The 15,233-nt window shown below is 55.9% G+C and carries 11 protein-coding genes; 10 read left to right on the forward strand and 1 reads right to left on the reverse strand.

Translation table 11 applies throughout. From position 1 onward, the window contains the following. Positions 1-12: 12 nt before the first annotated feature. The 6 genes from ACFOSS_RS02705 (at position 13) to fbp (ending at position 7,079) form a co-directional block, all read left to right on the forward strand. On the forward strand, positions 13-2,223 hold the full coding sequence (locus tag ACFOSS_RS02705) for a DNA internalization-related competence protein ComEC/Rec2 (protein ID WP_377150480.1): 2,211 nt from the start codon (positions 13-15) through the stop codon (positions 2,221-2,223). Between the two features lie 40 nt (positions 2,224-2,263). After that, positions 2,264-4,030, forward strand: coding sequence for a lipid A ABC transporter ATP-binding protein/permease MsbA (msbA, locus tag ACFOSS_RS02710; RefSeq protein ID WP_377150481.1), 1,767 nt, complete (start codon positions 2,264-2,266; stop codon positions 4,028-4,030). Next, positions 4,027-5,019: a tetraacyldisaccharide 4'-kinase gene (lpxK, locus tag ACFOSS_RS02715; protein ID WP_377150482.1), complete on the forward strand. Its 993-nt coding sequence runs from the start codon at positions 4,027-4,029 to the stop codon at positions 5,017-5,019. Before msbA ends, lpxK begins: the two co-directional genes overlap by 4 nt. Continuing rightward, positions 5,003-5,191: a Trm112 family protein gene (locus tag ACFOSS_RS02720; protein WP_377150483.1), complete on the forward strand. Its 189-nt coding sequence runs from the start codon at positions 5,003-5,005 to the stop codon at positions 5,189-5,191. The genes lpxK and ACFOSS_RS02720 overlap by 17 nt, the downstream gene beginning before the upstream one ends. Next, on the forward strand, positions 5,188-5,937 hold the full coding sequence (gene kdsB, locus ACFOSS_RS02725; RefSeq protein ID WP_377150484.1) for a 3-deoxy-manno-octulosonate cytidylyltransferase: 750 nt from the start codon (positions 5,188-5,190) through the stop codon (positions 5,935-5,937). Before ACFOSS_RS02720 ends, kdsB begins: the two co-directional genes overlap by 4 nt. A gap of 131 nt (positions 5,938-6,068) precedes the next feature. Continuing rightward, entirely contained in the window at positions 6,069-7,079 is a 1,011-nt protein-coding gene (gene fbp / locus ACFOSS_RS02730) for a class 1 fructose-bisphosphatase (protein ID WP_377150485.1), read from the forward strand. A 59-nt stretch (positions 7,080-7,138) separates the two neighbouring features. On the opposite strand, the gene gltA is transcribed toward fbp, so the two are convergent. Then, positions 7,139-8,431, reverse strand: coding sequence for a citrate synthase (gene gltA, locus ACFOSS_RS02735; protein WP_377150486.1), 1,293 nt, complete (start codon positions 8,429-8,431; stop codon positions 7,139-7,141). Positions 8,432-9,052: 621 nt separating this feature from the next. Between gltA and ACFOSS_RS02740 the strand changes: the two genes are divergently transcribed. From ACFOSS_RS02740 to sucD, 4 genes are read left to right on the forward strand one after another with little or no spacing between them, the layout of a single operon-like run. Continuing rightward, a complete protein-coding gene (locus tag ACFOSS_RS02740; RefSeq protein WP_377150487.1) occupies positions 9,053-11,854 on the forward strand; it encodes a 2-oxoglutarate dehydrogenase E1 component in 2,802 nt (933 codons plus the stop codon). 21 nt (positions 11,855-11,875) lie between these two features. Continuing rightward, positions 11,876-13,081: a 2-oxoglutarate dehydrogenase complex dihydrolipoyllysine-residue succinyltransferase gene (gene odhB, locus ACFOSS_RS02745; protein ID WP_377150488.1), complete on the forward strand. Its 1,206-nt coding sequence runs from the start codon at positions 11,876-11,878 to the stop codon at positions 13,079-13,081. Positions 13,082-13,137: 56 nt separating this feature from the next. Next, complete coding sequence (gene sucC / locus ACFOSS_RS02750; RefSeq protein ID WP_377150489.1) at positions 13,138-14,307, forward strand: ADP-forming succinate--CoA ligase subunit beta; 1,170 nt, start codon at positions 13,138-13,140, stop codon at positions 14,305-14,307. After that, a complete protein-coding gene (gene sucD / locus ACFOSS_RS02755; protein WP_377150490.1) occupies positions 14,304-15,176 on the forward strand; it encodes a succinate--CoA ligase subunit alpha in 873 nt (290 codons plus the stop codon). Before sucC ends, sucD begins: the two co-directional genes overlap by 4 nt. The last annotated feature ends 57 nt before the right edge of the window (positions 15,177-15,233 follow it).

Raw genomic sequence — 15,233 nt, forward strand, 5'->3', positions numbered from 1 at the left:
GCAAGCTGTCTGATGGGGGTGGCCTCGGGGGCTACCAGTTGTCTGTTCTGGCCAATGTTGCCTGGCTTGTGGTGGTTGCTACCACTGCTGTGTCTCAGCATACCACTGCTGTGCATGAGACGTCTTGGGCTTGCCGGCTTGCTGCTGGGGGCAAGCGCCATGCTGCTGTTTTTCAATCTGCAACTCAGTTGGCTGGCCATACTGCCGTCGAAGGCTTCGGAACATACCATAGCCGGCCAGGTGGTTGAATTCGAACAAAGCGAATATGGACCTCGAATTCTATTTCGTTTGCGGCAACTGGATGAACAGCACCTCTGGCCAGCCCCCCTGCTGCGACTCTATTTATCTCCATCGCTGTCACTGACCCGCTGGTTTGCCGGCCAGGAGATTCAGGGGCGCGCCAGATTAAAACCGCTACATGCCGTTGCTAATCCTGCAGGCTTTGATCGCGAGCGCTGGATGCTGGGCCAAGGCATTACCGCTACCGGGACAGTACAACTGGCTCAACTGAGTTCGCCGCATGCGGGCCCCCATTGGCGTGACCGCTGGGTTGCGACAGCCGAACCGCTGCTGGCAAAACTGGAGCAAGGAGCGGTGTTGAATGCCTTGGTGTTTGGTGAGCAGCACGCCATCTCTTCAGCGACATGGCAAGCGTTCCGTTATGGCGGCATCGTGCACCTGGTTGCCATCTCCGGCATGCACATCGCCTTGGCGGCTGCGCTAGGGTGGGGGCTGGGTCGCCTGTTGGCTATCCCGTTGTCAGCCACCGTTCTGTCGCGCTGGTTACCGCCGGCCTGTGCACTGGGGCTATCGGGTTTCTATGTCCTGCTATCCGGCGCATCGCTGCCAACGCAGCGGGCTTTCTACATGCTTTGCCTGTGGTTGGGATTAAGACTGCTGGCCTGTCGTTGGTCACATTGGCGTATCTGGTGGTCTACCCTGGCGTTGATGTTACTTGGTAGTGGCTGGAGCCTGTTCAATAGCGGTTTCTGGTTGTCGTTTTTGGCCGTCGCCTTGCTGTTGATGCTGTCGTTGTGGTGGCGGCGGCCTGGATTATGGCGACTGCAGCTTGGAATGCTGTATGGCCTGTTGCCTCTGCAGATAGCGTTGTTTGACGGCCAAGGACTCCTGGCATTACCTATCAATTTGTTGGCCATTCCGTTCTTTACCCTGCTGCTGATTCCGTTGAGTTTTTTCAGTGCCTTATGGGTTCCGGTCTGGCCGACACTGGCCTATGCCGGTTTTTGGCTATGCGATCAGCTATTAAGCCCTGCAATTTCAGGGTTGGTGTGGTTGACGTCCCGGTTCGATGGTTGGTTTGTTCTGTCTGCGCGCCAGCAACAGCACTTGTGGTTGGGGTGGGCGCTACCAATCGTCTGGTTCTTCCCTGGTGGACGGAGCTTGGTGTGCTGCTTGCTATTCGCGCAGTTGTGCCTGTTTATCCAGCCTGCGCCTGGCTGGCAGCTGCATGTCCTCGACGTCGGACAGGGACTCTCTGTCCTTATACAACAGGGCACGCGAGGCATAGTCTACGATGTCGGCGATCGTTTCCCTGGTGGTCAGTCATTGGCCGAATCCGTGGTGTCGCCCATGTTGCAGTATCAGGGGATTCGACAGCTCGATTATCTGATCATCAGTCATGACGATCGCGATCATGCCGGGAAATGGCGCTGGCTTGAACAACAGTGGCCAGTTCATCATCTGGTCTCTTCTGCCGCCTTGCACCGTGCGCAACGCACATGCCTGGCAGGTGTGAAGGAGCGGTGGGGCGAGCTGACGTTAAGCTGGTTGTGGCCATTGACGGTCGTCACCGGTAAGGAAAATGCGCACTCGTGTGTGTTGTTGATTACGGATGGCCGCTTCTCCGTCCTGCTGACCGGGGATTTGCCTGCACGACAAGAATCAGAGCTGATACGCCGCGGTCAATCACCGGTCACAGTGCTGCTGAGTGCACACCATGGTAGCGCCTCTTCTTCGTCATTGGCCTGGGTTCAGGCCACTCGCCCGCAGTGGGTCGTGCACAGCGCCGGTTATGCCAATCGCTGGGGTTTTCCCCGGGCGGAGGTTGTCGCGCGGTTTAACAGCGTTTCTTCCAGCCAGATGACCACGGCTGATACCGGCGCCATTTCGTTTACGTTTGGCGATGAATCGGTCGCGGTGACGGCTTGGCGTGAGCAAGGTCCCTGGTACCACCGCATCGAGGCTTGGTTGGGGCGCGACTAATCGGTAGAATGGCCGCTGATGTCCCCCTTAGAGAGCCCGAATGCAACGCTCATCTTCCCCTGCGGTCCCTGATTCAAGCTGGCCTATCCTCAAACGCCTGTTGGGCTATGTCCGCGATCGAAAAGCCGGTTTGGTTCTCGCCATCCTCGGCATGGCTGGTTACGGTGCTGTCGATACCACGTTTGTCTATTCGATCCAGCCGCTGATTGATGATGGCCTCAGTGGTAAAGATCCCTCGGTGTTGATGTGGATGCCCTGGTTCGTCATCGGCATCGTCACCGTGCGCGGGCTGTGCAATTTCTTGTCAGATTATTTCATGAGTTGGGTGGGTACCCATGTCGTGATGAAGCTACAGCGTCAGGTGTTCAGCCATCTGATGGGGATGCCGATGTCGTTTTTCGACAAGCATAATACCGGTCATTTGCTCTCCAAGGTGACCTACGATGCCGGTCAGGTCTCTTCGGCTGCCAGTTCGACGCTGGTGTCATTGGTCCGCGAGGGTGTGACTGTGCTGGGATTGCTCGGCATGATGATCTATCACTCCTGGCAGCTGTCGCTGATTTTCTTTGTGGTCGGTCCGATCGTCGGTGTGCTGATCTCCATCATCAGCAAGCGCTTTCGGCGTGTTAGTCGACAGATTCAACAGGCCATGGGGGGCTTAACCACCTCGACCGAGCAGATGTTGCGTGGGCATCGCGAGGTGTTGATGTTTGGCGGACAACAGGTTGAGGCCGATCGTTTTGCCAAAGTCAGCAATCACATGCGGCATCAGAATATGAAAATGGTGATTGTGGATGCTGTGGGCTCGCCGCTGGTTCAGGTCATCGCCTCCAGTGCATTAGCCGTCCTGCTGTTTGTCGCGGCTATGCCTGGTGTCCGCGAGAGTCTGACGGCGGGGACCTTCACGCTGATTGTCACCTCGATGATGATGATGATGAAGCCGCTCAAGAGCCTGACCCAGATAAATAACCAATTTCAGCGTGGCATGGCGGCATGTCAGAGTCTGTTCGAGTTGATGGACCAGCCGCTGGAAAACGATACGGGCTCCCGGGATTTGGTTCGGGCGCAGGGACGGGTCGAACTGAAAAACGTGACCTTCACCTACCCAACCAAGGAACAGCCGGCATTGCGTGATGTGTCTCTGGTCATCGAGCCGGGGCAGACAGTGGCATTGGTGGGGCGCTCCGGCTCTGGCAAGAGCACCATCGCTTCATTGTTGACGCGTTTTTACGATATTGAACAGGGCGCCATTCTGCTGGATGGCGTCGATATTCGCGACTACCGTCTGCACGCCCTGCGTCGCCAGTTCGCCCTGGTTTCCCAGCAGGTTCACCTGTTTAACGATACTGTGGCCAACAACATTGCCTATGCTGCAGAGGGGGTTTACAGCCGGGAACAGATCGAGCAAGCGGCGCGGATGGCCAATGCAGACGAGTTTATTCGCAAGATGCCGGAAGGCTATGACACCTTGATCGGCGAGAACGGCTCCAATCTGTCCGGTGGTCAGCGTCAGCGTCTGGCGATTGCCCGGGCCCTGTTGCGTGATGCCCCCATTTTGTTACTGGATGAGGCTACTTCGGCATTGGATACCGAGTCGGAACGCTACATCCAGAGTGCGCTGGAGAATCTGGCCCGAGACCGTTCGACCTTGGTGATAGCGCATCGACTTTCAACGATCGAGAATGCCGACCTGATTCTGGTAGTCGATGAAGGGCGCATCATAGAGCAGGGGACGCATGGCGAGTTGCTGGCTCGCAACGGCGCCTATGCCCTGCTAAGGCAAACCCAATTCGGTGAGGCTCAATGAGCCTGGCGGCACTCTGGTATCGCGCCAACTGGCTGGTGTGGGGCCTGTGGCCGTTGGCATTGCTCTATCGGTCGCTCACCGCGCTTCGTCGTCTGGCTTATCGCCTTGGGTGGCTTCGCGTCTATCGAGCCCCCGTCCCGGTGATTGTCGTGGGGAATATCTCGGTCGGCGGTAATGGTAAAACGCCGGTCGTGATCTGGTTGATCGAGGTGTTGCGTCAGGCGGGCTACCACCCCGGGGTGGTCAGTCGTGGTTATGGTGGTCGGGCCGATCGTTACCCGTTACAGGTGACGGCCATGACCCCTGCTAGTGCCTGTGGTGATGAGCCCAAACTGATTTTCAGGCGTTGCGGATGTCCGGTAGTGGTGTCACCGCGTCGCGCCGAGGCGATCGCCTGTCTGTTGGCCGGCGGTGAGGTGGATGTCGTCATCAGCGACGATGGCTTGCAGCATTATGCGATGGCTCGGGATATCGAGCTGGTTGTCGTCGATGGTGAACGGCGTTTTGGAAATGGTCATCTGCTCCCTATGGGACCGTTGCGTGAAGGGCTCGGGCGTTTGGCACAGGTCGATGCCATTTTGTGCAATGGTGGCGTCGTGGCGGCTGGGGAGTATCCGATGCAATTGATCGCCGATTCGTTGCGCCCCGTCGGCTCCTCGACCCATTTGCAGCCTCCGGTGCCGGGCGAAGAGGTCGATGCCATGGCCGGAATCGGTCATCCACCGCGTTTTTTTACGACCTTGCAGACATTAGGTTATCGGCTACGACAGGCGGTGGCATTTGCCGATCATCAGGCATTTGATCTTGAGGCCTTGCAGCAGCAGTTTGCTGCCAGACCGTTGCTGATGACAGAAAAAGATGCGGTGAAGTGTAGTCAGACGACCCGTCAGGATTGGTGGTACCTGCCGGTATCTGCTCAATTGCCGCCGACGCTACTCGAAAAAATCATCCGTTTGTTGAAGGAAAAAAAGCATGGCCCTCGATCATAAGTTACTGGAAATCGTCGCCTGCCCGGTGTGCAAGGGCAAGCTGAATTATGACAAGGAGAAGGGCGAGCTGGTATGCCGTCAGGACCGACTGGCCTATCCCGTAGATGAGGATATTCCGGTGTTGCTCGAAACCCGGGCCCGACGTCTCGACAGTGATGAGCTGCCGTCATGAGCTTTGTGGTCATTATCCCTGCGCGCTACCAGTCGACGCGATTGCCGGGCAAACCCCTGGCAGACATTCATGGTAAACCGATGATTCAATGGGTGGCTGAGCGATCCCTACAGGCCGGTGCTGCTCGGGTGATAGTCGCGACCGATGACCGCCGTGTTGCCGATGCGGTGAATTGCAGCGGGGTCGAAATCTGCATGACCTCGGCACATCATCAATCAGGAACCGAACGGCTGGCAGAGGTCTGTCAGCATTACGATTTTGCTGCCGATACGATTATTGTCAATGTGCAGGGCGATGAGCCTCTTATCCCGCCTGCCATCATTCGACAGGTTGCGGATAACCTGGCGGCGTCCACTGCCCCGATGGCTACTCTGGCGGTGCCGATGAGCGCGGAAGAGCTGTTCAACCCCAATGCTGTCAAGGTGGTCATGGATGCTCAGGGTTATGCGCTCTACTTCAGTCGCGCACCCATCCCATGGGAGCGAGATAACTTTGCAAGCGCGTCGCGGCAAGTGTTGCATCCTCATGCCCGTCACATAGGTATCTATGCTTACCGGGCCGGCTTTATCCAGCGCTATGTCGCCTGGGGGGCGAGCCAGTTGGAGCAGATCGAGGCCCTGGAGCAGTTGCGCGTGCTATGGCATGGCGAGCGCATTCATGTGGCCATGGCGGCTGAATGCCCGGAGGCGGGGGTAGATACCCCTGAGGATCTGCAACGGGTGCGCTCGGCCTTGGTCAACGGATAATTTACAGGCGGCGCAAGTCGCCTTTTTTGTGAGCAGTATCGCTATAACAGTCAAGCTGAAACGATTCTTCTTGTTTTGTCATGTTGACACTCCTTACCTTGAAAGCGATTTCATTGACGGGGAGATAAACAATGGAGTGTGTAGCCGGAACAACCTTGGGTGAATTCATCATCCGCCAGCAATCCGCTTTCCCTGATGCGACAGGCGAGCTCAGTACCCTGCTTTCTTCGTTGCAGCGCGCCGCACGCGTGGTGAACCGCGAGATTAATCGCGCGGGCATTAGTGACGTGCTCGGAAGCATGGAGCAACTCAATGTGCAGGGGGAAGAACAGCAGAAGCTCGACTGGTTTGCCAACGAGCGCTTCAAGGAGGCGCTGGCTGCGCGTGGGGAAGTCTGTGGTCTGGCCTCGGAGGAGGAAGAAGGCTTTGTCTCCTTTTCTCCGGTCAACACGCGTCCCGGAAAGTACGTGGTCCTGATCGACCCTCTGGATGGCTCCTCAAATATCGATGTCAACATCTCTATCGGGACCATTTTTTCGATCTACCGTCGCGTGAGTCCGCTAGATGGTCCGGCTCAGCTGGAGGACTTCCTGCAGCCCGGATGCAAGCAGGTTGCGGCTGGATATATCATTTATGGCTCTTCGACCATGCTGGTGTATTCGACCGGGCAGGGGGTCAATGGATTTACGCTCGATCCTTCGCTGGGGAGCTTTTTCCTGTCCCATCCTAATATGCGCATTCCCGAACGGGGTCGCATCTATTCGATTAATGAAGGTAACTATCAAGACTTTCCGACAGGGGTGAAACGCTTTATCAAGCACTGCCAAGAGGATAGTCCAGAGCAAGGACGTCCCTATAGCTCGCGCTACATCGGTTCTCTGGTTGCGGATTTTCACCGCAATTTGATCAAAGGCGGGATCTACCTTTATCCGCCAGGAACAAACTTGCCAGATGGCAAATTACGCCTGCTCTATGAAGCCAATCCGTTAGCATTCTTGATGGAGCAGGCCGGCGGGCTGGCGACGGATGGTTCAACGCCCTTGCTGCAGTTGCAACCGCGAACACTGCATCAGCGCACACCCTGCTATCTGGGATCCCGTTACCTGATGCTGCAGTTGATGAAGACACTGGTCGAGGCGTAGATGCTGTAATAAGACACAGGGCAACCTGATGGTTGCCCTGTGGTTGCGAGGCATCGCTGTTACCGTTGTTCAAACGGTGTCACATGACGAGTCGGTGCGCCGGTATAGAGCTGGCGTGGACGGCTGATGCGGCTGGCAGGGTCGGATTGCATTTCCAGCCAGTGCGATATCCAGCCAATTGTCCGCGACAGTGCGAAGATGACCGTAAACATCGAGGTTGGAATACCGATGGCCTTGAGAATGATGCCGGAGTAAAAATCGACGTTCGGATAGAGTTTCTTTTCGACGAAATACGGGTCAGACAGCGCGATGCGCTCCAGCTCCATGGCGACGTCGAGCAAGGGGTGATCGGAGACATTGAGCTCGTGCAGGACTTCGTGACAGGTGTCGCGCATTACGGTAGCCCGGGGATCGTAATTTTTGTACACGCGGTGACCGAATCCCATCAGACGGAATGGGTCATTCTTATCCTTGGCACGTGCGATAAAGTGCGGAATGCGATCGACAGAGCCGATCTCCTCAAGCATTTTCAGGCAGGCTTCATTGGCGCCACCATGTGCCGGTCCCCACAATGACGCAATACCAGCTGCAATACAGGCGAAGGGGTTAGCTCCTGAAGAGCCGGCCATACGCATGCTGGATGTCGATGCATTCTGCTCGTGATCGGCGTGCAGGATGAAGATCCGATCCATGGCGCGCTCGATCACCGGGTTGACCTTGTACTCCTCGCAGGGTACGGCAAACATCATATGCAGGAAGTTACCGGCATAGCTCAAATCATTACGCGGATACATGAATGGCTGGCCGATGGAGTACTTGTAGGACATTGCCGCCAGGGTTGGCATTTTGGAAATCAGACGGAACGCGGCAATTTCGCGGTGTTTGGGATTATTGATATCCAGTGAGTCGTGGTAGAACGCGGACAGGGCGCCGGCGACACCACACATGACGGCCATCGGATGCGAGTCACGGCGGAAGGCCTTGAACAGCGATGTCATCTGTTCGTGAACCATGGTGTGACGTGTCACGTGGGCTCGAAACTGTTGGTATTGCTCCTGGGTTGGCAATTCACCGGAGAGCAACAGATAACACACCTGCAGGTAGTCCGTCTCGATGGCCAGCTCGGCAATGGGGTAGCCGCGATGCAACAGGATCCCCTCATCACCGTCGATATAGGTGATCTTGGATTCGCAGGATGCCGTGGAGAGGAACCCGGGGTCAAAGGTGAAAAAGCCATGGGCTGCCAGAGCCCGGACGTCGATGACCTCTGGGCCTTCGGTTCCGGCCAGTATCGGTAACTCGATCGGGTCACGGCCCGGTATATGTAGTGTGGCTACCTTCTTGTCAGCCATAGCGCGTCTCCTTTGCTTCAAATTGCGGCGGGCCCTGTTCCAGTCATGCCCAAACAGGTATCAAAATGAGTATAAAGCAGGGCCCAGATGTGGAGTATTTGTATCAGAAGAGGGGGGCTTGTCAATTTAACCATCCCTGCTTGGTCAATATGGCATCAAAGACTGGGATCTGGATTGAATAATTGATGTTCAATGAATGTTATGGGTTTGTAATAAAAGCAGGGGGCTGGATATACTCGTAAGCATGTTCTGGGTAAATGTCGGTCGCGTTAAGAAATAGTGGTTTAAAACAATTATGCAGGTAGAAGTTCTAAATTATCCCGTTTAATTTAATTTAAATGCGCTTTTTCTATGTTTTTTTTGAAATATTTGCCGACCGTGCATAACGAAGTGGTAGAGGGGCATTTAATCTGTACCTATTGATAATCCTACCTTTTTTAAGGATTATTTCGCTCCCCGCAGATGTGCCTTTGATGATGAAAGCTCAATTCGGCAACTTGGTCCTTTTTTGATGAAAAATCGATCAATTTTGTCATTCCATTCCTTCCAAGGGTCGGGAATGGTTCGCTGCAAATGACCCGAGCGACGCTGCACAGCAGTATCTGTGTTTAAGGGATCACCATGCATGAAAGTCACATGACCGCCTGGATTGACTCATCCCATCTGGCCGGTGCGAATGCAACCTATATCGAAGACCTCTACGAATCCTATTTACGGAATCCATCGTCTGTCAGCGACGAATGGCAACGTTGCTTCTCGGACATGAATGGCGGCGAGGCCGAAACAGTTCATAGTGCCGTGCAGGATTACTTCCGTCGCGTTGCCATGGACGGACATGCCCGTCAGTCAATGGTTGAAGTCAAGACGGACATTCGCCAAATCCGCGTCCTGCAGTTGATCAATGCATACCGTAGTTACGGCCATCAGGTGGCCAAACTTGATCCGTTGGGGTTATGGCAACGCGATGAAGTCCTCGAGTTAAGCCCGGCGTTTTATGAGCTCAGCGAGGGGGATCTGGATACCCGTTTCAATGTTGGCTCCTATCAAGGGGGCCTGCCGATGATGAGTCTGCGCGATCTGCTGAGCTCACTGCAGAAGACTTATTGTGCGACCATCGGTGCTGAATATATGCACATGAACTCGATTGAGGAGAAACGCTGGATCCAGGCGCGCCTTGAAGCTGCGGAAGGGCACCCCAATCTCGATGCCCAAGAGCGCCGGCAAGTGTTGTGTGACCTGACTGCGGCGGAAGGGCTCGAGCGTTACCTCGGTGCCAAATTTCCGGGAGCAAAGCGCTTCTCGCTGGAGGGGGGTGACATGCTGGTGCCTATGGTCAAGGCGCTGTTTCGCGAAGCGTCCCGGGCCGGTACGGAAGAAGCCGTCATGGGGATGGCACACCGCGGCCGCCTGAATATGCTGATCAATGTTCTTGGCAAGCGCCCGCAGGAGTTGTTTGATGAGTTTGCAGGTAAACATGGCGAGTCGTGGGGCACGGGTGATGTTAAATATCACATGGGTTTTTCATCGGACTTTGCGACGAACAGTGGCCATATTCACCTGGCGTTGGCATTTAATCCCTCGCACCTTGAAATCGTCAATCCTGTGGTAATGGGGTCAGTCAGAGCTCGCCTTGATCGTCTGAAAGACCCAAGCGGGATCAAGGTGTTGCCAATCACCATCCATGGCGATTCGGCGATGGCGGGGCAGGGTGTGGTCGCCGAAACGTTCAATCTGTCGCAAACCCGGGCCTTCTCGGTTGGGGGGACGGTACGAATTGTCATCAACAACCAGATCGGCTTCACGACATCCAATCCGCAGGACACCCGTTCGACACTCTATTGTACGGATGTCGCCAAAATGGTTGGGGCACCGATTTTCCATGTCAATGGCGACGATCCCGACGCTGTGCTGTTTGTCACCAAGCTGGCGTTGGAGTATCGCAATACGTTCCACCGTGATGTGGTTATCGATCTGGTTTGTTATCGCCGCAATGGTCACAACGAAGCAGATGAGCCGAGTGCCACCCAACCCTTGATGTACCAGAAAATTAAGCAACATCCGACCACGCGCCAGCTCTATGGCGAACGGCTTGCTTACTGTGGCGTCGTGACGGATGCCGAGGTCGAGCAACTGGTCAATGATTACCGCAACGCGCTCGACAAGGGGGACTGCGTCGTACCGGAATGGCGTCCTATGGGGCAGCAGTACCAGCAAAACTGGACGCCCTATCTGGGTCATGACTGGGATATTGGCTATGACTCTCGCTGCTCACGCCAGCAGTTGCAGGCATTGGGTGAGGCCATTTGTCGCTATCCGCAGGAGTTTGAGCTGCAGCGTCAGGTGCAAAAAGTGTATGACGATCGCCTGCTGATGAGCCGTGGTGAGAAATTGGTGGACTGGGGGTTTGCGGAGAATCTCGCCTATGCCAGCCTGGTCTCTGCCGGTTATCGGGTGCGTCTGACCGGGCAGGACTCCGGGCGCGGAACCTTCTTCCATCGGCATGCCGTGGTGTTTAACCAGAAGGATGGTCAGCGGCACGTCCCGTTGGAAGCCCTATTACCAAATGGACAGGGTTTTGAGGTCTACGACTCGGCATTGTCCGAAGAGGCCGTATTGGCATTCGAGTATGGTTATGCCACCGCCGCGCCCTCAGGGCTGACGATATGGGAAGCCCAGTTTGGCGATTTTGCCAACGGGGCTCAGGTGGTGATCGATCAGTTTGTCTCTTCTGGCGAGCAGAAATGGGGGCGCCTGTGCGGTTTGACTCTGTTGTTACCGCATGGCTATGAAGGGCAGGGACCAGAGCATTCATCGGCTCGCCCTGAACGCTACCTGCAACTGTGCGCACAGCATAATATGCAGATTTGTGTGCCGACAACGCCCGCTCAGGTGTTCCACATGTTGCGGCGGCAGATGGTGCGTCCGTTACGTCGCCCGTTGATCGTGTTCACACCCAAATCGTTGCTGCGCCATCCGTTGGCTGTCTCCTCGTTAGACGAGCTGGCTGACGGGCACTTCATGAACGTGATTCCAGAACAGGACACGCATGATCCTGCTGCTGTGACGCGGGTCGTCCTGTGTGCTGGCAAGGTCTATTATGATTTGCTCGACGCGCGGCGAAAGGGAGATCTGAAGCAGGTGGTGATTGTACGGATCGAACAACTCTATCCGTTCCCTCATGCTGAGCTGGCCGAAGTGCTGGCACCCTATCCCCATGTCCGCGAGTTTGTCTGGTGTCAGGAGGAACCTCAGAATCAAGGCGCCTGGTACTGTAGTCAGCACCATTTTCGCGAGGTGATGCCGGAGGGGGCGCGACTGTTCTATGCCGGTCGTCCGGCGTCAGCCTCTCCTGCTGTAGGCTATATTTCGTTGCACTTGAAACAACAAAAAGCGCTGGTCGAAGATGCGCTGGGCCAGTCCTGATTTTGACCAAGGATGAGAAACATGACAGTTGAGATCCGAGTTCCCGATTTGCCTGAATCTGTCGCCGATGCCACCGTAGGCAACTGGCACAAGCAACCCGGTGAGCGAGTCAAGGCCGGCGAGTTGCTGGTGGAAATCGAAACCGACAAGATAGTGCTTGAAGTGCCGGCCCCGGAAGAGGGCGTATTGCAGTCCATCCAGTTTGAGCGGGGCAGCACAGTTACCTCGCGTCAGGTGCTGGGTCTGTTGGCTGCGGGCTCTGTGGTGGGCATGGCGTCAGAACCTGCAACCGTGGATACCTCTGATGCCGATATCATCACTCCATCTGTGCGTCGCCTGCTGGCCGAAAAGGGACTGACGCCTGCCGGCATTAGCGGCAGCGGCAAGGGTGGACGCGTGACGAAGGAGGATGTTGAACGCCACTTGGCGGCGCTGGCGGCGCCGGTGCCCGTTGAATCCAAGGTCTTACCGCCACAGCCGGCGATCAAGGTGGAACCGGTCGGTGAGACGCAGACGACGTCAAGTTTGCGAGAGGAGAAGCGCGTCCCGATGACCCGCTTGCGCCAACGTGTCGCAGAACGCCTGCTGGATGCCAAAAACACCACTGCGATGTTGACGACGTTCAACGAAGTCAACATGAAGCCCATCATGGATATTCGCAAGGGCTACCAGGAGCGTTTTGAAGCACGGCACAACATCAAACTGGGCTTCATGTCGTTTTACGTGCGCGCCGTGACAGAGGCACTGAAGCGGTATCCGATCATCAATGCTTCGATTGATGGCAGCGACATCGTTTACCACAACTATTTTGATATCAGCATTGCGGTTTCAACCGAGCGGGGTTTGGTGACGCCGGTCCTCCGCGATTGTGACAGCATGTCATTGGCGGGTATTGAACATGGTATCAAGTCATTGGCGGACAAGGCGCGGGATGGTAAGTTGACGGTCGACGATCTGTCGGGCGGCAATTTTACGATTACAAACGGTGGGGTGTTCGGGTCCCTGATGTCGACGCCGATCATTAATCCTCCGCAGAGTGCCATTCTGGGAATGCATAAAATCCAGGACCGGCCAATGGCGGTGCAAGGAGAGGTAGTGATACTGCCGATGATGTATCTGGCGTTGTCTTATGATCACCGCATTATCGATGGAAGGGATTCAGTTGGTTTCCTTGTTACCGTCAAGGAGCTGCTTGAGGATCCAACCCGCCTGCTGCTGGACATCTGATCTCGTTCTGTGCCGGCGCCTCGCGCGCCGGACTCTTTACAACAGGGAAGCGTGTCATGAATTTGCATGAATACCAGGCAAAACAGTTATTTGCCGAATATGGATTGCCGGTGCCTGCCGGTATGGCGTGTGAGAGTGCTCAAGAGGCCGTCGATGCGGCGACCGCTCTGGGGCAGGATAAGTGGGTCGTGAAATGCCAGGTGCATGCTGGTGGTCGCGGCAAAGCAGGTGGCGTCAAGGTCGCCAAAAGCAAGGACGAGGTCCGGGCATTTGCCGAGGCCTGGTTGGGGAAACGGCTGGTTACTTACCAGACCGATGCGGCGGGGCAACCGGTCAACAAGATCCTGGTGGAAACCTGCACCGACATCGCCAAGGAGCTCTATTTGGGCGCAGTCGTTGACCGCTCATCACGTCGCGTGGTCTTCATGGCATCCACCGAGGGAGGCATGGAGATAGAAAAAGTTGCCCATGACTCACCGGAAAAGATTCATAAAGCCGTGCTGGATCCGCTGACCGGTCCGCAGCCCTATCAGGCGCGTGAGCTCGGCTTCAAGCTCGGCCTGGATGCCAACCAACTCAAGCAATTTACCAACATCTTTCTTGGCCTAGGCAAGATGTTTGTGGCCCACGATTTGTCACTGCTCGAGATCAACCCGCTGGTGATCACCGGCAATGGCGACTTGCTCTGTCTGGATGGCAAGATCAATATCGATTCCAATGCCTTGTATCGTCAGCCGAAATTGCGCCAGATGCACGACATCACTCAGGAAGATGAACGCGAAGCTCATGCTGCCCAGTGGGAGCTGAATTACGTTGCCCTGGATGGCAACATTGGTTGCATGGTAAATGGTGCTGGGCTGGCCATGGGAACCATGGACATCATCAAGCATCACGGGGGCCTGCCAGCTAACTTCCTGGATGTTGGTGGGGGGGCAACCAAGGAACGGGTGACAGAGGCATTCAAGATCATCCTCTCCGATGACAAGGTGCAAGCGGTGCTGGTGAATATCTTCGGTGGCATAGTGCGTTGTGACTTGATTGCCGACGGCATCATCGGCGCCGTGTCTGAAGTGGGAGTCAAGGTGCCTGTTGTGGTGCGGTTGGAAGGTAACAATGCCGAGTTGGGGGCAGAACGCCTGGCTCAGAGCGGATTGAACATCATTGCCGCCAAGAGTCTGACTGATGCGGCCGTTCAGGTAGTCAAGGCAGCGGAGGCCAAGGCATGAGCATTCTGATTAACAAGGATACCAAGGTTATCTGCCAGGGATTTACCGGTGCACAAGGTACGTTCCACTCCGAGCAGGCCATTGCCTATGGCACACGTATGGTTGGCGGGGTTTCACCGGGTAAAGGAGGGAGTGAACATCTGGGGCTGCCGGTGTTCAACACGGTGCGTGATGCGGTCGAGGCCACTGGTGCCACGGCTTCGGTCATCTATGTCCCGGCGCCGTTCTGTAAGGATGCCATTCTCGAGGCGATCGATGCCGGTATTGAACTGATCGTCTGTATCACCGAAGGCATTCCGACGCTGGACATGCTGCAGGTCAAATGCCGCCTCGAGCAAACCGGCGTCCGCATGATAGGACCAAATTGCCCAGGCGTGATCACGCCAGGAGAATGCAAGATTGGCATCATGCCAGGCCATATTCACCTCCCTGGCAGGGTCGGGATTGTATCGCGCTCTGGGACCTTGACGTACGAGGCGGTCAAGCAGACAACCGACGCGGGATTTGGTCAATCAACCTGCGTCGGTATCGGTGGCGACCCGATCCCAGGCTCGAATTTCATCGACATACTGCGTGAATTTGAGGCAGATCCCCAGACCGAAGCGATTGTGATGATCGGCGAGATCGGCGGCACGGCGGAGGAGGAGGCAGCGGCCTTCATCAAGGCGAATGTCACCAAGCCCGTGGTTTCCTATATCGCCGGGGTCACTGCGCCGGCTGGAAAACGCATGGGGCATGCTGGCGCCATCATTGCCGGAGGCAAGGGTACCGCAGCCGAGAAGTTTGCAGCGCTGGAAGAGGCGGGCGTGCGCACAGTCCGTTCACTGGCAGACATCGGCAGCGCGCTCAAGGAGATTACCGGCTGGTAATGGCCAAGAAATATTGAAGCGACATCTTGGCGGCCAGGTGCAAGTCACCTGGCCTTT

Origin of the sequence: Pseudaeromonas sharmana (genome assembly GCF_042649925.1) — a bacterium.
GTDB classification, from domain to species: Bacteria; Pseudomonadota; Gammaproteobacteria; order Enterobacterales; family Aeromonadaceae; genus Pseudaeromonas; species Pseudaeromonas sharmana.

Excerpts from the sequence above, each read along its gene's own strand:
- ACFOSS_RS02705 (WP_377150480.1), top strand. The coding sequence starts at position 13 with ATGGGGGTGGCCTCGGGGGCTACCAGTTGTCTGTTCTGGCCAATGTTG.
- msbA (WP_377150481.1), top strand. The coding sequence starts at position 2,264 with ATGCAACGCTCATCTTCCCCTGCGGTCCCTGATTCAAGCTGGCCTATC.
- lpxK (WP_377150482.1), top strand. The coding sequence starts at position 4,027 with ATGAGCCTGGCGGCACTCTGGTATCGCGCCAACTGGCTGGTGTGGGGC.
- ACFOSS_RS02720 (WP_377150483.1), top strand. The coding sequence starts at position 5,003 with ATGGCCCTCGATCATAAGTTACTGGAAATCGTCGCCTGCCCGGTGTGC.
- kdsB (WP_377150484.1), top strand. The coding sequence starts at position 5,188 with ATGAGCTTTGTGGTCATTATCCCTGCGCGCTACCAGTCGACGCGATTG.
- fbp (WP_377150485.1), top strand. The coding sequence starts at position 6,069 with ATGGAGTGTGTAGCCGGAACAACCTTGGGTGAATTCATCATCCGCCAG.
- gltA (WP_377150486.1), bottom strand. The coding sequence starts at position 8,431 with ATGGCTGACAAGAAGGTAGCCACACTACATATACCGGGCCGTGACCCG.
- ACFOSS_RS02740 (WP_377150487.1), top strand. The coding sequence starts at position 9,053 with ATGCATGAAAGTCACATGACCGCCTGGATTGACTCATCCCATCTGGCC.
- odhB (WP_377150488.1), top strand. The coding sequence starts at position 11,876 with ATGACAGTTGAGATCCGAGTTCCCGATTTGCCTGAATCTGTCGCCGAT.
- sucC (WP_377150489.1), top strand. The coding sequence starts at position 13,138 with ATGAATTTGCATGAATACCAGGCAAAACAGTTATTTGCCGAATATGGA.
- sucD (WP_377150490.1), top strand. The coding sequence starts at position 14,304 with ATGAGCATTCTGATTAACAAGGATACCAAGGTTATCTGCCAGGGATTT.